Origin of the sequence: Tunturiibacter gelidiferens (assembly GCF_013410115.1) — a bacterium.
In the GTDB taxonomy this organism is placed as follows: Bacteria; Acidobacteriota; Terriglobia; order Terriglobales; family Acidobacteriaceae; genus Edaphobacter; species Edaphobacter gelidiferens.
The window spans coordinates 2,187,506-2,209,573 of record NZ_JACCCV010000001.1 but is presented as its reverse complement, the minus strand read 5'-3'; the positions used below and the strand labels follow the sequence as shown (position 1 = coordinate 2,209,573).

The following is a 22,068-nucleotide window of genomic DNA, read 5'->3' as shown; positions in this document are numbered from 1 at the left end:
TGAACGCGATAAGGATTGAGCTATTGAATCGTCAAATTGATGGCAGCGGTCTGGATGGTCGAACCGCCGGTGGCTCTCACGGTGACTGCATAGCTTCCGGTCGAGAGAGGTTTCGCAGCATTAGGGTCGACTCCACCACTGCCACAACCGCTTAGGACGCCCAGCGTGGAGAGCGCAAGCAGAGCGAAGGCACCCCACCTACGAGTGCCCCGGCCCGGCACCATGAAAACAATCAGACCTGCGCAGGCTACGCCCAAAACCGGCACCAGGTCATGAGAGGTCGATGGCTCCACGGTGCGGCTGGACAACGCAGTAGATGAGATGGTGAGCACCGTGGTCCGGGGGGTGGAATTGGTGGGCGTAATCGAAGCCGGGGAGAAGAGACAAGTTGCCCCCGCGGGCAGGCCTCCGGTGCACGCAAACATGATGACCGAGTGAAAGCCGCCGACTGGAGCGACAGTAAGCGTAATCGCATTGGAACTTTTGCCCTCGGCCATGGTGGTCGATGACGTCAAAGGAGACAAAGTAAAAGTGCCGCTTGGAGCGATAACGGTGAGCGTGGCGGCCGCGGAAGTACTGGCGGAATGATTTTTGTCGCCGGAGTAGTTGACCTGAAGGACGTGAGCCCCGGACTGGAGCGTATTCGTAAGAAGAGGGAGGATAGTGGTAGTGCTGGTAAGTGGAACGGATTGTCCGTAGGGATTGCCATCAAGTAGTAATTGCGTCACACCGCCGGGGATAGGGGACGCAGGCGAGATGGTAGTGGCGACGGTAACAGCAGCTCCCTGTTCGACGGTGGCGGGCGAGACGCTGATGGTAGCGATGCTTGGGAGAGCTGCACCGATGGTGAAGGACGCCGGTGCAGAAACGGAGGCCTGATGTGTGGCATCGCCAGAGTAAAGCGCGGTGATGAGGTGCGAGCCCGGAGTAATCGTAATGACTTGGCTGGACGCGCTCACTGTCCCGGAGGAGAGTGGCAGCGGCTTGCTGACGACCTGGTTGTCACTGAGAAAGACGACGGTGCCGGTAGGTAGCGGGCTGTTAGGAGAGACGGTAGCGGAGAAGACGAACGAATCTCCCGGAACTATGCTCGCGCTCGATAAGCTGAGTGCTGTAGTGCTAAGGCCAAGGGAGGAGGCGGTAACATAGACGCCGACCGGGGTGGAGCTAGACGGTTGATAGTTTATATCGCCCGAATAGCTGGCCGTAATGGTGTTGTTGCCAGCTGAGAGTTGGCTGGCAGGGAAACTAAAGTTCACCAGCCCAGAGTCTGTGGTGAATGCGGGATAGGCATTTTGCGTGACAACTGCATTGCCGAGCGTAAGGCCACCAGCGGTGAAGGTCACCGTACCACCAGGAGCCGCGGCACCGAAACCTCCTAGTCCACCCGTTGCAAAGCCCAGTGCGTTGATCTGAGCGGTGAGTGTAACCGTTGTGCCCGCGGACACATAACCTGCGTTTGTTTGAAGCAGGCTATCAGTCTGCGTTTTGACGATAGTAAACGCGAACGGAGGCGATTGGCTGGGATTGAAGCTCGCATCGCCAGAGTAAGCCGTAGTTAATACGTGGGTGCCCGGGCTCAGCGAGCGTGTCTGATCCTCGGTATTCGAGGCGGCGTTGAGTCGAAAAATTCCGCCATCAAGCCCGAGACCTGAATCGGTCAGCATGATGTTGCCGGTGGCCAGTCCCTGTCCAGAAACGCCCGCGACCTCTGCACGGATAAGAAAGAATCCTCCATACGGGTACGTAGAGCCAGGCTGCACCGGCGTGACGGCACCGTTGGCTGGGTTGTAGAGCAGAGGCTGTAGGCTCGTCATGCTGTCCTCCGGGCTTACCGTGAGCGCGACTGCATTGGAATCGCTTGGCGCATAGACTCCATCACCGCTGTAGTGTGCTTGGACCGAGTAGGAGCCTCCGGGAAAACTGCTGAGCAGCGCGCTATAGCTGCCATTCTGGAGAGTCTCTGTCTGAACCGAGCCGTTTGCCGTCAGCGCGTTGACTGAAACGTTGCCGGTCGGGGTTCCTGCAACGGAGGTTACGTTAACGACCGCGGAGACAGGGCTGCCATGGGGAATGGTTGAAGGTGAGAGCGTAAGGGTCGTTGAGCTGGCTGTAAAGTTCGCATTCGTCCAGTTGTTGACGAGGTTAGCCGCATTTACGCTGCCAAGGCCTGTAGTGAAATCGTATCCCGCGCCGCTGTTGTACCCCGACAGCACGCCATATCGGTCGGCTGAGTTGGTGACGGTGCAGTTGGGGCTGCCTTTGAGACAAGGCATGGCAATGGTGTCGGTCGTGATGTCGTTGAAGACACAGCCGGCGGCTGGAACTCCCGAGATTGCGCTGCAAGTCTTTCCAGCTTTTTGCTGCTGGCTGGCAAGATTGTAGAGAACATAGTTGGCATTACCTTGCCGGCTGCCGGTCTTCTGGTTGATCAGCGAGAGGATGCCGGCAAACGCGGGAGTAGCAACCGAAGTCCCACCGTAACCTGCAAAGTCGTAGGTCGGAGCGGCGAGGTTGCAGGGCCGGCCATCCGCGTTCGTACTCTGTTGGCAAACGACATAGAACGCGTTGAAGAAACCCGCGCCGGCAAAGAGAGAGACGTCGGGAATATCGCGAACCCCATCTGAAGGAACTCCAGCAGCCATCTGCCAGGATGGCTTGCTGTAGTATCCCTTGCAACTCAAAGGCGACGATCCATTGGACTGAGTGCAGGAACTCGCGCCTCCGCCGCCCCCAACGACAGAAAGAAGTCCGTCCGTCAACGCGACGCCAGTATTACAGATCTGTTCGGTAGTCTGACCGGAGAAGAAACGGGAGGTAGCGAAGACCGTATTGGTGCAGCTCTCGTTCCATGGAACCTCGGGGATATAGCCTTTCGCCGAGGCCTGGGTGGTGGAGCTATTGATGCCATTCCAGAACGCAGTCCCGCCCTGGGGCATGTAAAAATCAGTCCCGCCCACGGAAATGTTATAAGGTGTGCTGCCAAGTCCGTTGACCCCAAGACCATAGCTCGCTCCGGTATCGTCTGCCGTGTCGCAACCCGCTGCCCCGGAGTCGCCGCTGGCGATCAGAACCGAGATCCCCTGGGCAGCGGCCTGTTGCCAGAGCGCCTTATAGAAGGCATTTCCTGTAGACCCTAGAAAAAGTTCGCACTGTCCGTAGCTGTAGCTCATTACAGGAGCAAGATTATTGTCGACGATGTAGATGGCCGACAAATCGGTGCCCTGGGTGACCTCAGTTCCCTCCGAAACAACGTAATCGATGGTCGCACCTTTTGCGACTGCAGCCGACCACTGGGTGTCGATGTCCGCCTCCCCTTCGTCCGCAGTGACGCCGGGGTTGGGGCCGTTGTAGATGATGTTGAGGTATTCAGTTCCAGTTGGTGTCGCAGTATTGCCAAGCGGAAGGCTGAAGAGCTTGCGAAAGTTGACGAAGTCGGCGGGATTGATGTCGGTCTGTCCGACAATGGCTATCGTCTGGCCAGTACCGTCAATCGGAGTGCTAGCGTTCCACAGCGGCAGCACGTTATAGATTGTGGCGAAGTCATACGGAGTCACGCCATAGAGGGTATTGGCGCCACTGGCAATGGTGAAGGCAGGCCTACCTTTGCTCGTAGCTTGATCCGGCAGGCGAGTCGTGAGGTTCGCCGCCGCATCGTGTCGAAAGCTGCCGACCCTACGGCTTGCAGGCCTGCGTCCAAAGTCGTTGAGCGACGCGATGCCTGACACCACGGGTGCTAGTGCAAGTGGAATCTGCGGATCGGATGCGTTCGCGAAATGCTGTTCGCCCCGAATAACGTACCTGTGCATGTTTGTGCGAAACGCTGTGCGGACCATCCCCGCCGTTCCGCTGAATTCAATCAGCGTTCGTCCGGAGTTGACCCGAACGTCGCCGAAGCCGTGCCCTGAGAGCCACGTAGTAATCGAGGACAGATCCCGGTCGGATGGGCCAAACGTTGCACCGAAGCTCTCTGGAGTGAGCCACTGATGGTAAGTCGAGGAGTTCCTGTCCTGCTGTTGATCGATTAACCGCTGCAGCTCAACCTCCTGCTCGGGACCGCGCTGAAGAATCAAAACCATGCTGCGAAGGGGAGCGGCATCGGCCATCGCGCCCTGGTCGAACTCCGCGCGCGCCATCGGATGAGTGTTCCCGGCGAGCGTCGTACGGCGACTCTCCTCGACGGGCTGCAAAATCCTCGAACGCGGCGTAGGAAACGACAACTGCGCGAACGTCGATGCAGAATCGGCGAGCAACAGCAAAATCGCCGGAACAAGAAATAGCAGCTTTCGGATGATACGAAACATTCTTTCGTTTCCTGCTGCTGAGAAAACAGAAAAATTCTTAGCAGATAAATTGTGACAAGGACTACAGGCCTGATTCTGTCGTGCTCAACATCGAGCGTCAACGAAAGATAGTCAGCAAGATAGGAATATTCGGAGAAACAGTTCTATTAAGGGAAAAAGGCCGCGCCTTCAATGGCGCGGCAGGAAAAGACTAAACGTACTTTCGTCTACGGTACGTTGTAGGAAATCTGTGTGCTATGCACCAGAGTGCCACTTACTGCAGTCACCGTAAACGTATAAATGCCCTTAGAGGCATTTGTCGTCCCAGCAGGAGGAGTAGTCCCGCCGCCTCCGCCGGTGTTGGAGGTGCTGGATCCGCAGCCAGCCGCTGTTAGAGCAGAGATGCTAATCACAGCAGCAAGCAGAGCGACCCAACGACGGCGACGCGGCAGCATAAGCAAACACAATCCAGCAAGCGTAGCTCCAGAACCAGCCGCATACCATGGCATCTTAGCCGAGGGACGTCGACCGGAAGGCTTCAGTCCGGGTCGGATTGAATTCGCGACCGTCGTCGGTTCAGAAGCTACCACAACAAACGAAGTGGTCACGCCACTAGAAGTAGTGATTGCGACCGGCGACACAGAGAAACTAGGCGTTGCAGCCATTCCATCATTGTTGGTCGCCGTCAGACTGACCGTACCCGTAAAGCCGTTAACCGGTGTGATCGTGAAGATAACCCCCGAGGCCGTAGCCCCCGGTTGTACGGTTGTCGTCGCGCCGCAGGTCGCAGGGGCGAAAGAAAAATCGGGCTTGCCGGAAGATGAGGACGAGACTATGTCGACTGACGCGATCGGTCCGTTCGGGTAGAAGCTGGCGTTGATGTTTGGCCCCAGAAGCGTCCCTTTAGACCCAGCATAGTTGCCATCGCCGGAGTAAACCGCGCTGATGTTGTGGCCCCCAGAAGAAAGCGAGGAGGTGACAAGACTATAGCTCGCGGTTCCACTCGACAGAGTAGCAGTGCCGCCCACGACAGCCACGTTGTCGACAAAGAATTGGATTGTGCCCGTTGGCGTTGGACCCGAAGCAGTCCCCGCAACTGTCACATTGAGTGCCAGAGTACCCGCCGACACAGCGCACAGAGAGGCGGTGGTGGTAAGCGCCGTTGTACTGACGCTCGTCCCAATCCCGCTGCCGACGCCCGTGCCGACTGGCTTCACGCCACTCCAACCGGTGACCAGCGCATTTACATCAAAACTGCCGAGACCTGTCGCCTGATCGTACGTATTCCCTGCGGTGAAGCCGATCGATCCACCGTTTGGACAGTTCGGTGTTCCCTGGGTGCAGGGAACGGAGTTGTTGCCGGAGATGATGTCGTGGAAGACGCTACTGTAAGTTGGCCCGTTCAAGAAGCCATAGAGAGTTGGTCCAACATTGCCGAGCCAGCCCGTCGTTGCGCCGGTCGGATTCGTCTTCTGTTCTACCAGAGCCAAGATACCGGCGAAGACGGGAGCAACGAATGAGGTCCCTCCAAACACGTTTGGGTCGCCGTTGGAGGAAAGGAAGCCGTTTACGCAAGGTGTCTCGCCTTGTCCATCGCCTGAGCTACAAACCAGATATCCGTCGTGCAAAGCCGCAGCGTTGAGCGCGATGTCAGGAAGATCCCGCGAAGAGTCACTCGGAACTCCGGCGCCTGTCTGCCATGCAGGTTTAGAGAAGAAAGCACTTGCTCCGCCGCCCCCAGCGCCGCCCCCGGTTCCGTTGCCGAAGCCAAGACCAGCACTGGATGTTGTCTCGTTCCAAGGCTGCTCCGGAATGTACAACTGAGCGGAGCCGCCGTTGGTTCCATTACTGCTGCTCCAATAGGTCGCAGGGGTGTTCACATCTCCACTGAACATGGCACCGCCGGCAGATGTGACATAAGGCGAGCTGGAGGGGAAGTCGACATTAAGCCCCTCAGTAGCCAGACCGTCTGCATCGCAGTCGGCAGCACCGGCATCGCCAGATGAACTGACTACGGTCTGCCCCTGCGCGTTCGCTTGCGCCAGCAAACTATTGTAACTCGACAGCATTGCGGTACCCCAACCGCTCTCGCACAAGCCATAGCTGATTGTGATAATCGGAGCCACCTTGTTGTCGATGGAGTAAGTCAGAGAGTCCGCAAAGATGTTACTGCTGCTGTAAACATAAAGAATCGTGGCTCCCGGAGCGGCCGCACTCGACCACTCAATATCAAGATGCGCTTCATCGATATCGCTCGCCGAAACGCCAGCGTCAGAGCCGCCGGCAGGAATAGCGGATTGCAGCTTGAGATTGATTGTGGGAAGGCCAGCCGCCGACCGAAATTGCGCAACATTTGCGTCGGGAAGGACGTTGCCTGAGGTAAGATCCGTATTTCCCATCACAGCAATCGTTACGCCCGTGCCATTAATCGGGGTGGAAGCGGTAAGCAGAGGATTCTCGTCGTAGATGGTGTAAAAATCAGCCGGCGAAATGTAGTGACTCGTAACTCCGTTCAGAGTTTGCGTGTAAAGCGGTTGGGACGGGTCAATCGGGGAGACATTGCGCGCACGCGAGTGAGGCTTCGCCTTAAAGTCATTCAGCCCAACAATCGAGGTCACCACCCCGGCGATGGCTGACGGAAGCACGGGATCAGTGACATTCGAAATATGCGGTTCGCCGTTGAGCGAAAGACTGTGAATCGAGGTCCCAAAAGCCTGCTGCACCTGCGCAACCGTGCCTGAAAAAGAGATGAAGGTAGAGCTCCGAGCCGTCCGGGTGATGGTTAAGCCCTGACTGGTGAGCCACGTCGAAACCTTGGCAATATCCGCGCTGCTGAGTCCAAACCGAGTCCCAAACTGCTCCGGAGTCAGCCACTGGTGATAACTCGCCGAACTGGGGTTCAACTGATCGGCGAGCAACTGGCTCAGACCTGCCTGCTGGGCGGAAGTCATGCTGAAACGCAGTGACATCGACTCGAGCTTCTTGTCCGCCGGCGCAGCACCAAGATCCGTAGCGCGCCGCGCCCGGCTCATAATCGTGCCGGGCAGAGGGGTCCGAGAACCGCCGTCGACAGCACTGGCAATTCGGCTCTGGACTGCAGCCTGGCTAAGAGGGCTAAACGCGGAGGCAAGGAGGGTAATGGGGGCAATCAGATGAGAGAGAAGGCGGCTGCGCATTGGATATCTTCTACCTTACTACCGGGTTACGGGGTGGCCTGCTGGTCCACACACTGAGATCGACTGGCCCGACGAACCAGAGAGGGACCGAGGTGAGGTACATGCTTAGACAGACGATAAAACGAAATGTTGCGTTTACAGATGTAAAGAGATTATTTCGTCTCTCTGATTGTGCCATTTCAGGAAGAAAAGCTGGAACCTAGAGCCGCAACCTTTGGCAGATGTTCAATGGCTCCACATCGGATCGTTTTGTCCCTCACTCCCACCAAAAAAGGACTGGCCGAGGATCGCTCAACTAGTCCTTTTTCAAAATCACATTCCCCTAAATACTGTACTTTCCTGCCTTCAGCACGTGCTGAGCCACCTGCCGGCGCAGCTTGATCGTATCGGCGGAGTCATGTTTGGACAGGCGGCGAAGAATCGTAAGCTGAGTCCGAAACATATCTCCCTCAGCCACCGCCGCTATTGCCTTCCGCGCTGCCAGCTCGACCGTAGCCATGGCCTTGTCAGCATAGATCCGCGCCATCGCAACAGGCATAACCGACGCCTCCGCCGACTGGCCTGCCGCGATCTTCTCAGCGCGTAGAATCGCACTCTCCATCGCGAAGACCTCAATGATCATGTCCGAGATGGCCCCCATTACCTCCTGCTCATCTGCGATCTGTGCCATATACTTCTGCGTAGCCGCTCCAGCGACAAACAGCGTCAGCTTTTTTGCATTCGCCAAGAGATTGCGCTCGTCAGCCAGCGGCCCTTCGCGCTCCACTTTCTCGCTCGGCCCTGACATCACCTCGTCCATCAACTTCTTGATTGCAGGCATCAGAGCCAGCTTGCCACTCATGGCAGATTTCATCAGCCAGCCTGTAATGATCAGGCGATTGATCTCATTGGTTCCCTCGAAGATTCGATTGATTCGAGCATCGCGGTAAGCTCGCTCGGCCGGAAACTCCTCTACATAGCCATAGCCCGCGAAGATCTGAAGCGTCTCGTCGACGACCATGTCCAGCATCTCACTCGCCCACACCTTCACAATCGAACACTCGACCGCGTAGTCCTCGATACGCTTCTGAATCTCCTTCGTATCGTTCTTGTCCACACCTGCCAAAGCCCGATCGATCAGCCCCACCGTGCGATAGCACACAGCACCGCCAACAAAGATGCCAGTGGCGCAGTTCGCAATCTTCTCCTGAATCAACCCAAACTCGGAGATCGACTTTCCAAACGCCTTGCGGTCAATCGCATACTTAATCCCATTATTCAACGCCATCCGCGCGCCACCAATCGCGGCATTCCCCAACTTGTAACGCCCGACATTCAGAATATTGAATGCAATGTGGTGGCCCTTTCCTACCTCGCCCAACAGATTCTCCGCCGGGATCACACAGTCGTTAAGAATCAGCGGACACGTCGAGCTACCGCGAATTCCCAGCTTGTGCTCCTCTTTCCCCTGCGTAAAACCAGGCGTTCCTCGCTCGATCAAAAACGCCGTGAGCTTCTCCTTCCCTGCATCCGGACCGTCGGGAATCGCACACTTCGCAAAGACGGTAAACAGATCAGCAAATCCCGCATTCGAAATCCACATCTTTTCGCCGTTCAGCGTGTAGGTCTGCCCATCCGCAGAGAGCACCGCCTTCGTCTTCGCATTGACCGCATCCGAACCGCTCGTCGACTCCGACAGCGCATACGCCGAAACAATCTCACCCGATGCAATCTTCGGCAGATACTTCTTCTTCTGCTCCGCGTTGCCGTACCAGACCAGAGGCAGAGTCCCGATGCCGGTATGTGCCGAGAACGCCACCGAAAAGCTAGCCTGCTTCGAGATGTTCTCCGCGACGATAGCGGAGGTAGCCTTGTCCATCTCCAAGCCGCCGTACTCCTCAGGAATATCAATCGCGGTGAGTCCAAGCTCCGCGGCCTCCTTCAGCAGACGCTTCGTAACTGAGAAGTCCTTTGCCTCAATCGAGTCAGACGCTGGCATAATCTCGTTGACCGCAAAGTTCGCGGTTGTCTCAGCAATCTGCTTATGCTCATCGGTAAAATCTTCAGGAAAGAAACAATCCGCAGGCGTCGGATCGCTGATAAGAAAGCTGCCACCAGCAATCCGGGGAGTGGTGGTCGGGTCGGGGGTCGTCATCGTTGCCATGGTGTTACTCCTTCTGCAGCTTCTGGGCTCAAAATTGCGAACTAATCCACTTCAGCGATCAAATCTTCAGGTGCGGCGGCCTTCCATCGAACGACACAATGTTGGCCCTTCCAGCGAAACGTCTGCAATTCTGCTTCAGCGAGTGATACCGGCGGTTGTTCCACGGTAATCCACCTTTCATGCTCTACACCGTCCGAAACATACTTCGCCAGAATTGAAACTTCGTACAGCGCCGTTCTGCTACCTTTAGCATTGCTCACCGTCTCGATCACCTCAGGGCGAACCTCTTCGACAATGGCTGTGGCGCACTTCCAGCGTTGTTGAATCTCTTGATGGTGCCGGTGTTTGATAAAGAAAGCTACTGCGACAAACACCGCAGCCAGTGCGATATATCCACTCACTACTCGAATCGAATGCCAGCCATCACAGCTGCCGGGCCGCAACTTTGACCAGCTACTTCGATCCGACATGGAGTCTCGACTCATTGCCTAACTCATCGCCTCATAGATCCCAGCCGCTCCCATACCGCCGCCTACACACATTGTGACAATCCCGTACTTCGCGTTACGCCGAGGCATCTCGCGCAGCAGCGTGGCGGTCAACTTTGCGCCGGTGCAACCAAGCGGATGCCCAAGCGCGATCGCTCCCCCATTCACATTCACCTTCGCCGGATCAATCCCCAGGACCTTTAACACCGCCAGCGACTGAGCCGCAAACGCCTCGTTCAACTCGAACAGATCAATATCCTCAACCGAAAGCCCCGCCATCTTCAACACCTTAGGAATAGCATGGATCGGCCCAATCCCCATCTCCTCCGGGTCACATCCCGCATAAGCGAACGCAATAAACTTTCCCATCGGCTTGATGCCAAGCTGAGCGGCACGGTCCGCCGACATCACAACTGCCGCCGCAGCTCCATCCGAGGTTTGGCTCGAGTTCCCCGCCGTCACCGTTCCCTTCGCGTGGAACACAGGCTTCAACTTCGCCAGCGCTTCAAGAGAAGTATCAGCACGCGGGCCCTCATCCTGCTTGAACGTCGACTCAGTTATCTTAGCCTTCTTGCCATTCGGAACAGAACTTGTAACCGTCACCGAAACAATCTCGTCCTCAAACTTCCCTCCGCCGATCGCAGCCAGCGCCTTCCGATGACTCTCATACGAAAACTGGTCCATCTGTTCTCTTGTGATTCCATAGTGAGTCGCCACCCGCTCGGCCGTCAGCCCCATCGACATGTATGAACCCGGATAGTTCTCCACGAGCCAGGGGTTCACCGAGATCTTGTTGCCGCCAAACGGAACATACGACATGCTCTCCGTGCCACCCGCAACAATACAATCCGCCGACCCGCCACGAATCCGGTCCGCAGCTAGAGCAATCGACTGCAAACCTGACGCGCAGTATCGGTTGATCGTCATCCCGGCACTAGTAATCGGCAAACCCGCCCGAAAGCTGGCAATCTTCGCCACATTCATTCCCTGCTCCGCCTCGGGCATGGCGCAGCCCAGGATCACATCTTCGATCTCCGACTTGTCGAGCTGCGGAATACGCTCCAACGCACCACTAATCGCAAAGGCGGCCAAATCATCCGGGCGAGTGGTGCGAAGGGTGCCGCGCGGGGCTTTTCCGACGGCGGTGCGAACAGCGGAGGCAATAATAACTTCTTTCATAACCAACTAACTCCCGATCTCTGTCTCCGAATTTAATCCGAAGACCGTAAATGAAAGGTATCTTTTGACTTGAACTAACTGCTAGGAACCCGCTCCTAATTCCGCAAAGGCTTGCCCGTTTTCAAAGTGAACGCAATTCGCTCCTGCGTCTTCTTTTCTCCACAAAGCGATAGGAAAGCTTCACGCTCAAGGTCCAGCAGATACTGCTCTGTAAGCGGTGTACCCGGTGTGACCTTACCTCCGCACAACGCATACGCCACCCAGTTCGCAATTTTCGCGTCATGATCAGAGATGTACTGCCCCTCCCGCATAGTCCACACCGCCAGCTTCAGCGTAGCCAGTGCATTCTCTCCTGGAGCTGCAATGTCAGTACGCGGGGCGGGCGCACTATAGCCAGCATCGGCGATCGCGCGGGCCTTCGTCTTCGCATCCGTCAGCAGCCGCTCGCGATTCATCGTAATGTTGTCCGACTGCTTGAAGAAGCCGAACGAACGAGCCTCCGCCGCACTGGTCGAAACTTTCGCCATCGCGATCGTCTCGAAGTTCTTCTTAAGCGCTTCAAATATCTCGACGCCCTCGCCGCGTGCGTCCGGACGAATGCTCGATCCAGCCTCTACCGACCGGATCGTCATCTCCTTACAACCGCCGCCGCCCGGAATCAGCCCAACGCCGGCTTCCACCAGACCCATATAAAGCTCAGAGTGAGGCTGACGCGCAGCGGCATGAAGCGAAATCTCCACGCCTCCTCCCAGACACATTCCATATGGCGCAACCACCACAGGGCGCGGACAGAACTTGATGGCCTGCGTCATATTCTGGAACGCGCGCACTGCCATCTCCACCTCATCCCACTCCTCTTCCTGAACCCCAAGGAGAAGCTGCATTAGGTTCGCACCGACCGAAAAATTAGTGGAGTCACCCGTAATGACGAAAGCCTCGAAGTTGCTTACGATCTCGCTCGAAGGCTTTAGCGTCTGTGTAATTAGATTGACGATGTCATCGCCCAGTGCGTTCATCTTGGAGTGCAACTCAATGGCCGCCACTCCATCACCCAGATCGATGACCGAAGCACCCGGGTTCTTCTTCACCACTCCGTTCGCCTTCTTGATCACCGCTAGCGAGGTCACTCCCTCCGCTGTCACAACTGGCTTGTACTCCCCGCTGACAGAATCGAAAAAGAGCCGCCCCGAAGCGACCGAAGCATCATCCTTGTACCACGCTGGATTAGCCTCCCCGCGCTTCTCTGCACAAGCAAGCAGCTTCTCCACGTTCGCCGAGATCTGCGCACCAGCAGCGCGCATCTTCTCCGTCGTGGCGAGCACACCCGCAGCATCGAACATCTCAAATGGGCCAAGCTCCCAGTTGAAACCCGTCTTCATAGCCTGATCGATCTCAACTATATTGTCCGCGATCTCCGGCACCCGGTTCGCGCTGTACGTAAACAGCTCCGTCAGCAGCGGCCAGTAAAACGCAGCAGCCTTGTCCTTCGTCGCATCCGCATGCAGCAGCTGCGCGATGCGTGCGTGAGTCGACTCCACATTCTTCGCCATCTCGATCGCAGCAAACTTCGGCCGCATACTCGGCTTGTAGTCCAGCGTCTGCCAGTCCAGAACATGGCGCAGATCCCGACCCTCTGCGTCTTTGCCTTCCTTTTTATAAAAACCCTGCTTTGTCTTGTCTCCAAGCCACTTCTTCTCCAGCATCTTGCCGATAAAAGGCGCAAGCGTCACCTCGGCACGCTCGTCCTTGATCCTTGTGGCCTGCGCGGAAAAGTTCGTCGCCACATGTGCCAGTACATCCACGCCGACCATATCGCCGAGTCGAAAAGTCCCACTCTTCGGCCAACCTAGCGCAGAGCCAGTCAACGTATCAACCTCCTCGATTGACAGACCCTGCTCCTGCATTAGGCGAATCGCATTCCCCATCGAGAACGTACCAATCCGATTCGCAATAAAGTTCGGCGTATCGTGCGAATGAACAATCGCCTTCCCCAGCCGCAGATCGCAGAAGCGCTCCACCGCCGCAATATCCGCCGGATCCGTGTCTGGAGTCGGAATAATCTCGAGCAGTCGCATGTACCGGGGCGGGTTGAAGAAGTGCGTTCCAAACCAATGGCGGCGCAACTCCATCGGCATTCCTTCCACGATCTTGTGAATCGGCAGTCCGCTCGTATTGCTCGTAATGATCGTGTCCTTACGGCGATGTTGCTGCACCTTATCCAGCAGAGCCCGCTTGATCTCAAGATTCTCCGCCACTACCTCGATGATCCAGTCACAGTCCGCGATCAGAGCCAGATCGTCCTCGAAGTTGCCAATCGCTATCAGCCGGGAGCTCTCGACCGCATAAAACGCCGCAGGCTTCGACTTCTTCAACCCATCCATGGCCGCCAGGACAAACTTGTTCCGCTCCTGCTTCGGGGCACTGGCATCCGTACCCAGCGGAACGATATCCAGCAGAACCACCGGCAACCCGGCATTGGCGATGTGGGCTGCGATACGCGAACCCATGGTTCCCGCTCCAAGAACGGCAACCTTGGTGATCTGTCTATGTTCCCTAGACTGGCTGGGCTTTGCCGCACTCTGCGGCGTGGGTGCTTCGATAGTGCTGGAAGGCATGGTCAAAGGCTCCGGCGGGCAGGAATACCCGAACGATGCGAAGCATACTGAATGACCATTCAGTCCGTCAAGTGGATAGCCACTCGATTCACTAATTCATTCATTCTAGGACTCAATCCCGCGGCCCGTTAGCCCTTTTACTTGTCACGGCCGAAGCGAATCTTCTTCGCTCATTTGGGTCGTAGGTAGGAGGTTGCGGATCAAATCTCATCACTCCTGACTGCGATGCCCTGCCGTCTGTCTGTATAACCCGTTCCAGTGGTGTCGTGTCCCGTGCTGTCTTGGTATTGGCATAGTTAAAGCTGGCAAGAGTTGAAGTAGATGCTCGTTTCAGCACAAGACTGAACCCGTGCGATCCGAGGTAGCCGGCTCGAAACTGATCGATAACCAACTTCAGCTTTACGTGAGCGTGCAGCCGGGGAGCCGAGATAACCGGAAAAAATCGACTTTCGTAGTCAACTGAAGGTAAAGGGCGAGTATGGCAAGACATCGCTGGTCCGTGTTCCAGCGGGAAGACGCTAAAATGTAACGTGATGATTGATCTTGCATTTGTTCGGGCTAATTTGGCCCTTGTGAAAGAGAAGTTGCGTAATCGGGGAATAGATCCCGAACTTGCACTGGGTAACTTCGTCGAAGTCGATCGCGAGAGGCGAGAGGCTATCACTCGAGTGGAGACGCTCAAGGCCCAGAGAAACAGGTTAACGGAAGAGATCGCAAAGCTCAAACGTGAAGGAGTAGATGCAACCTCACAGTCCGATCAGACACGCGCCCTGAAGTCTGAAGCAGAGTCGCTTGAGTACTCCGCAGCAATTGCCGACGAGCGATTGAAAGAGATATTGCAAGCCCTCCCCAATCTGCCGCAGGACAGCGTACCCATCGGCAAATCGGCGGACGACAACCGACAGGAGAAGGTCTGGGGCGAGCAAACGGTCTTCGACTTCCCCGCAAAACCTCATTGGGACCTCGGCGAAGCGCTGGGCATCCTCGATTTTGGTCGCGCGGCCAAAATCTCAGGCTCGCGCTTTGTTGTCCACTTCGGCCAAGGAGCACGGCTCGAACGCGCCCTCGCCAACTTCATGATTGACCTTCACACTGGCGAGCACGGCTATACCGAAGTCCTTCCACCGTATATGGTCAACTCTAAGTCCCTCTTTGGCACGGGCCAGCTGCCGAAGTTTGCCGAAGATAGCTTCCATTGCGACGACAAGGGTTCCTACCAGACCGGTGTTTACCAGGAGAACGATCATTGGCTCATCCCTACTGCTGAGGTTCCAGTCACGAATCTATTCCGCGATGAGACGCTCGAAGAATCGCAGCTTCCAATATCCTTCTGCGCCTACACCCCTTGTTTCCGGTCCGAGGCAGGCTCTTACGGAAAGGATGTTCGTGGCATGATCCGCCAGCATCAGTTCCAGAAGGTCGAGTTGGTCAAATTTGTACGCCCCGAAGACTCCAACGCTGAGCATGAACGTCTCACGCGTCACGCCGAGACCGTGCTTGAGCGTCTCGGCCTCCCTTATCGGCGAATGCTGCTCTGCACGGGCGACATGGGCTTTTCTGCTGCTAAAACCTACGATCTCGAGGTGTGGTTGCCCGGTCAACAGCTCTATCGCGAGATATCGTCCTGCTCCAACTTTGAGTCCTTCCAAGCTCGTAGGGCAAATATCCGTTACCGCCCGGCCCAAGCAAAGAAGAGTGAGTTTCTTCACACCCTGAATGGCAGCGGACTAGCCGTAGGCCGCACCTATCTTGCGATTCTGGAGAACTACCAGCAGGCTGACGGAACGATAAAGATCCCATCCGTGTTAGTTCCGTATATGAACGGCGATACAGTCATCGGCAAGCAGCAAGGCAGGAGCTAACAACCATGTTCAAACTGATCCGCAGCTACATCTTCTGGGCCTACGAGCGAGGCAGCTTCCACTATGACGTCATGGTGACAGCCATTCTCGTCTTCATGTTTGTCTCGCCCCGCTTGATTGACTTCAAGGACAAACCCGTTGAGACGATCGCTCTCCATGCGAGCGAGGTGCTGGTCCGAGAAGCTGGGACCTCCGGCGGAAGCAGCCGCTTCATCTACCAGGTTCGCGCTGATGATATGAGCGGCGCTAGCACTGACCTCGAGCGCCGCGCCGCGATCTTGCGCGTGATCGAACCGATATCTGGCGAGGTATCGATCCAGCGGTACGAGGCCGTCCACGACGCACAGGGGAAGATCATCGCCTACAACGCCTGGGTGCTTCGTTAACTTCTGACACATAATGCATCCAACTTCCAGGAGCACCTGAGTTATGACCACATTCCGTCGTATCGTTGCATCACTTTTCCTGTCATCTGTTGTTTCAGGTCTCGCCACAGTTTTTGGTGTTGCGCAGCCGAAGCCTGGCCACCTGGATGAAGTGCTTCGTCAGATGGACGCGGCGAGCCTGAAGTTCCAGTCGGCTGAGGCGGATTTTCAGTGGGACCTCTACGAGAAGGTTGTGCAGCAGACGACCACGCAGAAGGGCACCATTTACTTCAAGAAGGAAGGCGTGAAGACCGTCATGGGAGCCAAGGTTGCGTCTCCCTCGATCAAGGTTCTTGAATACCGCAACGGGATTCTGACTCTGTTTGACCCTGGCACCGACCACGAGACCATCATTACTCCTAAGGGGAACCAGGCTCAGATGGAGAGCTTTCTCACGCTTGGCTTCGGTGGCAGTGGCAGAGAGATGGCCAAAGCATGGGCAATCTCAGATCTAGGGGATGAGATGCTGAACGGAGTGCAGACCGCTAAGCTGGATCTGGTGCCGAAGGATCCGTCTGTCCGCAACAATTGCACGCATATGACGATCTGGGTAGACCCTGTCCGCGGCATTACTCTGAAACAAAGCTTCTACATGCCGTCCGATGACTATCGAACTGCCGTCTACGCCAACATCAGATACAACCAGGGTGTAGATACCAAGCCTTATCAGATAAAGACTGACAGTAAGACGACGACTGATTCGCACTGAGGTTATCGCGGAGCACTGTAACGCGGACCGGACTCCTTCAGTACAGCCCGCTCAGGCGTCGAGTAGAAACTGGCCGTCGCGCATGATCTGCTCTTCACCCTGCGCGTCGCCAAGCCAGATGCTGAACTCGAGGCCTACTACGTCGATGTGGGTGGAGGACTTCCAGGGGGCGCCGGTGTGGGCGCCGTACGGGTCGCCGAAGGCGATGTGGATGCCGGGGAATTTTTCGTCCTGAAGGATGTTGCCGATGACGCGGTCGACGCCGATGTTGGTGCCGATGGCAAACTCGCCCACTCGGTCGGAGTTTTCGTCGGTGTGGGTGTAGGCCCAAAAATCGCGCTCGAGGGCTTTGTTCTCGCTGGAGGCACGAGTGATCCGATTGCCTTCGATGTTGATCGTGAGGGGATGGGCGCGGAGGATGCCGTAGCGAGCGCAGAGGAAGTCGCCTACGACGCCGTCGACGACGAAGACGCCGTTGACCTCACCGGGAGCGGTGAAGCATTCGCCGCCGGGGAGGTTGCCCCACTTCTCGGTGCTGATGATGCCTGAGGTTTTGAACCAGCGATAGTCGGGGTTGAGCTGGGCGTGAATGTCGGTGCCGGCGGGGGTGGTGGCGCGGACGTAAGTGGCGGCGCGGACCTTGTCGAGGACGGCCTGGGAGAGCCGGTCGATAGCGAGGAAGTCGGCGCGCATACCCTGGGTCATGATCTCGGGGGTGATGTTGACCATGTGGGCGTGGCGCATGCGGCGGCGATTGACGACGTCGGTCATCTGCATACGACTGTGGAGTTCGTTGGGCTGGACTTCGACGGCAAAGATGCTGACCTGCGAGGACTCCATGTCTTCGAGGATGGCTGAAGGCAGATCGGTAAGGGGGCGTGGGGCGAGAGCTTCGAGGACGAAGGCGTTCCAGGTGCAGCCGATCTGGTCTAGCTCCGCGACGAGGGAGGCGGCGATGGTGAGGCAGCGCTCGTCGGTGATGAGGGTGACCTTCTCGTTGGGTTGGATGCGCAGGCAGGTAGTGACGGCGTTGCGAGCACCGGGGGTGAACTCAGGGGGGAAGGCGGTGGTGCGGAGGTCTGGTGCTGCCTGCGTTGCTTGATCAACCATGGGTGCGGCCTTCCGAATAAAACTTCTTTCTAAGATAGCTTGTTACTGAGGAGTTACAGGAGAAAAAGGAGTTTGAGAGGGTATCTACTGCTCCCCCTCCCCGGCACTTTGGCGCTAAAGTCTTCCATCTTTGAGGCTTAGGTTTGGACTTCCTTTTTGACTTAGATTGACTTAGAAGCAAAGTCTTGAAAAGACAGATGCTTCTTTCGATTACTGTCTGTAAAGTCCTCATTTCATTGGCCTGTAGAAAACGAAAACCCCGACACTGGGTCGGGGCACTCTTTGGTCCTGTTTTAATTATATTGGGTTTGGTGGGGTATTGTGCCATGCGAATCTGCTTGTCTGGCGCGGTGATTTGCGATTTTAGGGCTTGACAGGTTTGTCCAAAAGGAAACGCTCCTGCAAAAGATCCTCCTAACCACATATCGTTAGAGAAGGAGACTTTGGTCCCTTAATCCTTGAACTGTTGCACCGTGGAGGGTGACGCTGGAAAGCACATTTGACGTTATCGTCGTCGGCCTCGGCGCTATGGGAAGCGCCACGGCATACCAACTATCTAAGCGAGGCGCAAAGGTGTTGGGGCTGGAGGCCTTTACTCCCGCTCATGATAAGGGGTCGTCGCAAGGGGAGTCGCGCATTATCCGGCAGGCGTACTTCGAAGACCCTGCCTATGTTCCGCTCGTTCTACGGGCATATGAGCTTTGGGACCAGTTGCAAGAGGAAAGCAACGAGAACCTCTTGACCATCACTGGTGGCGTTGCTATTGGACCGACCAAAGGAACGCTGGTGACGGGCTGCTTGAGAAGCGCGACAAAGTACGGTCTCGGACACGACCTATTCGACGCCAAAGAGATGCGCCGTCGCTTTCCGCAGTTTGCCCTGACAGAGGACGAAGTCGCTTTCTACGAAGAGAAGGCAGGCTACCTCAAGCCCGAGGAATGTATCCGACAGCATCTACGCGGTGCATCCAGGCGCGGTGCAGATCTTCGTTTCGAAGAACCAGTGCTTTCGTGGACGGCTTCTCAAGAGGGTGACGGTATAAGCGTTACGACAGAAAAGCAGACTTACCATGCCAGATCGCTGGTGATTTCTGTTGGTCCGTGGTTCGCGGAGCTGTTACCAGACGTTGCGATGCCGGTCGTCGTCTCGCGCAGGGTGCTGTTCTGGCTTAAGCCTCTTTACGAATCTTCCAACTTTGATCGTGGAGTGTTCCCGATCTTCCTGTGGGAGCCTGAGGGATCTCCGTTGTTCTATGGCCTTCCGCGAATAAGCGAAAATGGGAGCCCAAAGGTGGGGATTCATTCTGGTAATGAGACATGCACTCCGTCGACAATTGATCGGCGCATCCATCCGCGTGATGCATCAGCAATCAGGTCTGCTATCGGGACTAGAATTCCCGCGCTCAACGGGGAGATCTCTCACACGGCGACCTGCATGTATACGATGACGCCTGACGAACACTTTATTATCGATACGCACCCCAATTATCCGCAGGTGAGCCTTGCTGCCGGATTCTCCGGTCATGGTTTCAAATTTTCTTCCGTAGTAGGAGAGATTCTTTGCGACCTCGCAATGACACGAGAGACTTCAACGGATATCCGCATCTTCTCAGGTTCCCGATTCCGTAAGCGTGGGTAGTTTCTTATCTTAGAGGCCGGCGCGGGTCTCGGCGGCCATGTAGTCGACTACGGATTTCAGGTTCCCGGTTTCGCGGAAGGCTTTTAGCTGGCGGTCGGCTCCTGAGCCTTCGCGGAGCATGGTGTGGATGTAGTTGATCTCGGTGCGGCTGCCTAGTTCGTCGAGGACGTCATCGACGAAGGCGAGATATTCGAGGATGAGCTCGCGGACGGGGACCTCGGCCTGTTTACCGAAGTCGATCATCTTGCCGTCGAGGCCGTAGCGGACGGCGCGGAACTTGTTCTCCATGAGGAGGGCGCGGGAGTACTGACGATAGTCGATGTTGCGGGAGTGGAGGTGCCAGAGCTTGCAGGCGGTGGCCTGGATGAGCGCGGCGATGGCGATGGACTCGTGCGCGCGGAGGGGGATGTCGCAGATGCGGACCTCAACGGTGTCGAAGAAGGGGTGTGGGCGGACGTCCCACCAGATTTTTTTGGCGTTGTCGATGGAGTTGGTTTTGATGAGTAGGTTTACGTAGCTCTCAAACTCCGAGTAGCTGGCGAAGCTGTCGGGGAGGTTAGTACGGGGAAAGTTTTCGAAGACCTTGGCGCGGTAGCTCTTGTAGCCGGTCTCCATGCCGAGCCAGAAGGGGGAGTTGGTGGAGAGGGCGAGGATGTGGGGGAGGAAGTAGCGGAGCGAGTTCATGATGCGGATGGCGGCTTCGCGGTCTTCGATGCCGACGTGAACGTGGAGGCCGAAGATGAGGTTGGCGCGGGCTACGAGTTGGAGGTCTTCGACGACCTGGGCGTAGCGAGGGTCGGGGTAGATCTCCTGAACGCGCCAGTCGGCGAAGGGATGGGTTGCGCCGGCGATGAGGAGGAGGTCATGCTCTTCGGCGAGGGCGATCATGTTGCGGCGGAGATCGAAGAGATCCTCTTGCGCTACCTGAATGTTGCTGCAGATGCGGGTGCCTACTTCGATGACGGATTGATGCATCTCGGCCTTGACGCGCTCTTCGAGACGAAGCTTGCCCTTGGCGAGCATCTCGGTCGCGATGTGGGAGCGCAGGTCGCGTGTTTCGGGGTCGACTGTCTGGTATTCCTCTTCGATGCCTAGCGTAAACGATGGCCGCATATGCTCTCCGTCTTTCAATTGAGTCAGAAGCGTACCACTTGAAGCAAGGGTGGTGGAAAAGCAAAGGCAAGCACAACAGCAGATTCCTTCGCTGCGCTGCGGAATGACAACAAAAGAACGGGCAACGGCAAAAACAAAACTGTCCAACTGCTACGGTCGAGATGACGATTCTTGAGGAGCGCCAGTAGTGGTTATTCTTTTTTTTGTTGTAGCTATTCCTCTTTTTTTGTTTTCTTCTTCACCGCTTTTTTTGGTGCAGATTTGGCGCTTGATTTAGATATCTCTTTTTTCCTCGAGGGGGCGAGGAACGCGGACCAGTTCATCTCCGTTTTCACTTTGGCGGAGGATTGCGCCTTTTTTACAGCTAGTTTCGCGACCTTGTCGACGATCCAGTCGAAGCTCTCCTTGCCGACGGCGTGAAGGTCGGCGTCAGGTGCGGGGTTCATGAAGTCGATGGCGTAGGGGATGCCGTCTTCTACGGCGAACTCGACGGTGTTGAGGTCGTAGCCGAGGGCTTTGCAGAGGGTGAGGGCGTCTTTCTCGACGCGCTTGAGGAGGTTCTTGTCGTACTCCGGTGGGTCGAGGACGTAGCGGTGCTCGTGTGGGCGGCGCGGATCGTAGGGCATGATGCGGACGTCAGTTTGACCGACGACGTAGCAGCGGAAGTACTCCTTGAAGTTGACCGCAGCCTGGAGGGTCATGCAGAGGTCGCGGGTCTGATCGTAGGCATAGAAGAACTCGTCGCGATTGTGGACGTGGAAGACATCGCGCCATCCGCCGCCGTCGTGCGGTTTGAGGAAGGCCGGGAAGCCTACGTAGTCGAAGATGCCATCCCAGTCGAGAGGAAACTGCAGGTTGCGTAGGGAGCGCTCGTTGATCTGTGGTGGAAATTTTTTGTGCGGAAGGAGAACAGTCTTAGGGACGGCTACGCCTAGTTTTGAGGCGAGGGCGTAGTTGAAGAACTTGTCGTCGGCGGACCACCAGAAGGGATTGTTAATGATCTGTGTGCCGCTGAGAGCCGCGTTTTTGAGGAACGAACGGTAGAAGGGCATGTCGTGCGAGATGCGGTCGAGGATAACGGCGTAGCCCGAGGGCGCGGCCATTCGAACGCCGCCTACGCAGACGAACTCCGCGTGAATGCCTTCGATCTCCATCGCGTTGATGCGATCGACTAATGCGCCGGGAAAGGTATTTTCCATTCCGAACAGAACACCGATCTTCTTCACTGAATCCTCCATACGGGTTTTGGGTTTGGTTAGGGTGCGGCTCGAGTCGTTTCTCCTGCAATGTCCTGCCGGACGGGCCCACTGCGCGTGGGGCGGTCACT

At 56.5% G+C, this 22,068-nt stretch carries 13 protein-coding genes; 4 read left to right on the top strand and 9 right to left on the bottom strand.

Translation table 11 applies throughout. From position 1 onward, the window contains the following. Nucleotides 1-20: 20 nt before the first annotated feature. From HDF12_RS09445 to HDF12_RS09420, 6 genes are all read right to left on the bottom strand, one after another. On the bottom strand, nt 21-4,304 hold the full coding sequence (locus HDF12_RS09445) for an Ig-like domain repeat protein (protein ID WP_179582364.1): 4,284 nt from the start codon (nt 4,302-4,304) through the stop codon (nt 21-23). A gap of 206 nt (nt 4,305-4,510) precedes the next feature. Further along, nucleotides 4,511-7,459 carry a protease pro-enzyme activation domain-containing protein gene (locus HDF12_RS09440; RefSeq protein WP_179582362.1) on the bottom strand — a complete coding sequence of 983 codons (2,949 nt, stop codon included), beginning with the start codon at nt 7,457-7,459 and terminating at the stop codon, nt 4,511-4,513. Between the two features lie 322 nt (nt 7,460-7,781). After that, nucleotides 7,782-9,602, bottom strand: a complete 1,821-nt coding sequence (locus HDF12_RS09435; protein ID WP_179582360.1) for an acyl-CoA dehydrogenase family protein — start codon at nt 9,600-9,602, stop codon at nt 7,782-7,784. 41 nt (nt 9,603-9,643) lie between these two features. Further along, nucleotides 9,644-10,072: a hypothetical protein gene (locus HDF12_RS09430; RefSeq protein WP_179582358.1), complete on the bottom strand. Its 429-nt coding sequence runs from the start codon at nt 10,070-10,072 to the stop codon at nt 9,644-9,646. Between the two features lie 18 nt (nt 10,073-10,090). Further along, entirely contained in the window at nt 10,091-11,269 is a 1,179-nt protein-coding gene (locus tag HDF12_RS09425) for an acetyl-CoA C-acyltransferase (protein WP_179582356.1), read from the bottom strand. A gap of 95 nt (nt 11,270-11,364) precedes the next feature. Then, nucleotides 11,365-13,884, bottom strand: coding sequence for a 3-hydroxyacyl-CoA dehydrogenase/enoyl-CoA hydratase family protein (locus tag HDF12_RS09420; protein WP_179582354.1), 2,520 nt, complete (start codon nt 13,882-13,884; stop codon nt 11,365-11,367). Nucleotides 13,885-14,417: 533 nt separating this feature from the next. On the opposite strand from HDF12_RS09420, the gene serS reads away from it, so the two are divergent. From serS to HDF12_RS09405, 3 genes are read left to right on the top strand one after another with little or no spacing between them, the layout of a single operon-like run. Beyond that, the gene (serS, locus tag HDF12_RS09415; protein WP_179582352.1) at nt 14,418-15,746 is read left to right on the top strand and encodes a serine--tRNA ligase; all 1,329 of its coding nucleotides are present in this window, start codon (nt 14,418-14,420) and stop codon (nt 15,744-15,746) included. A 5-nt stretch (nt 15,747-15,751) separates the two neighbouring features. Next, nucleotides 15,752-16,132 carry a hypothetical protein gene (locus HDF12_RS09410; protein ID WP_179582350.1) on the top strand — a complete coding sequence of 127 codons (381 nt, stop codon included), beginning with the start codon at nt 15,752-15,754 and terminating at the stop codon, nt 16,130-16,132. 43 nt (nt 16,133-16,175) lie between these two features. Further along, nucleotides 16,176-16,880 (top strand): LolA family protein, encoded by a 705-nt coding sequence (locus tag HDF12_RS09405; RefSeq protein ID WP_179582348.1) that lies wholly within the window; start codon nt 16,176-16,178, stop codon nt 16,878-16,880. A 51-nt stretch (nt 16,881-16,931) separates the two neighbouring features. Here the strand turns inward: HDF12_RS09405 and HDF12_RS09400 are convergent, their stop codons facing one another. Beyond that, complete coding sequence (locus tag HDF12_RS09400; RefSeq protein ID WP_179582346.1) at nt 16,932-17,990, bottom strand: aminopeptidase; 1,059 nt, start codon at nt 17,988-17,990, stop codon at nt 16,932-16,934. A gap of 480 nt (nt 17,991-18,470) precedes the next feature. Between HDF12_RS09400 and solA the strand changes: the two genes are divergently transcribed. Then, a complete protein-coding gene (gene solA / locus HDF12_RS09395; protein ID WP_373563882.1) occupies nt 18,471-19,628 on the top strand; it encodes an N-methyl-L-tryptophan oxidase in 1,158 nt (385 codons plus the stop codon). Between the two features lie 9 nt (nt 19,629-19,637). Here the strand turns inward: solA and HDF12_RS09390 are convergent, their stop codons facing one another. Both HDF12_RS09390 and HDF12_RS09385 read right to left on the bottom strand, forming a co-directional pair. Next, on the bottom strand, nt 19,638-20,741 hold the full coding sequence (locus tag HDF12_RS09390; RefSeq protein ID WP_179582344.1) for a carboxylate-amine ligase: 1,104 nt from the start codon (nt 20,739-20,741) through the stop codon (nt 19,638-19,640). Nucleotides 20,742-20,953: 212 nt separating this feature from the next. Further along, nucleotides 20,954-21,967, bottom strand: a complete 1,014-nt coding sequence (locus HDF12_RS09385) for an ATP-grasp domain-containing protein (protein WP_179582342.1) — start codon at nt 21,965-21,967, stop codon at nt 20,954-20,956. Nucleotides 21,968-22,068 lie beyond the last annotated feature (101 nt).

Excerpts from the sequence above, each read along its gene's own strand:
- HDF12_RS09445 (WP_179582364.1), bottom strand. The coding sequence starts at position 4,304 with ATGTTTCGTATCATCCGAAAGCTGCTATTTCTTGTTCCGGCGATTTTG.
- HDF12_RS09440 (WP_179582362.1), bottom strand. The coding sequence starts at position 7,459 with ATGCGCAGCCGCCTTCTCTCTCATCTGATTGCCCCCATTACCCTCCTT.
- HDF12_RS09435 (WP_179582360.1), bottom strand. The coding sequence starts at position 9,602 with ATGGCAACGATGACGACCCCCGACCCGACCACCACTCCCCGGATTGCT.
- HDF12_RS09430 (WP_179582358.1), bottom strand. The coding sequence starts at position 10,072 with ATGTCGGATCGAAGTAGCTGGTCAAAGTTGCGGCCCGGCAGCTGTGAT.
- HDF12_RS09425 (WP_179582356.1), bottom strand. The coding sequence starts at position 11,269 with ATGAAAGAAGTTATTATTGCCTCCGCTGTTCGCACCGCCGTCGGAAAA.
- HDF12_RS09420 (WP_179582354.1), bottom strand. The coding sequence starts at position 13,884 with ATGCCTTCCAGCACTATCGAAGCACCCACGCCGCAGAGTGCGGCAAAG.
- serS (WP_179582352.1), top strand. The coding sequence starts at position 14,418 with ATGATTGATCTTGCATTTGTTCGGGCTAATTTGGCCCTTGTGAAAGAG.
- HDF12_RS09410 (WP_179582350.1), top strand. The coding sequence starts at position 15,752 with ATGTTCAAACTGATCCGCAGCTACATCTTCTGGGCCTACGAGCGAGGC.
- HDF12_RS09405 (WP_179582348.1), top strand. The coding sequence starts at position 16,176 with ATGACCACATTCCGTCGTATCGTTGCATCACTTTTCCTGTCATCTGTT.
- HDF12_RS09400 (WP_179582346.1), bottom strand. The coding sequence starts at position 17,990 with ATGGTTGATCAAGCAACGCAGGCAGCACCAGACCTCCGCACCACCGCC.
- HDF12_RS09390 (WP_179582344.1), bottom strand. The coding sequence starts at position 20,741 with ATGCGGCCATCGTTTACGCTAGGCATCGAAGAGGAATACCAGACAGTC.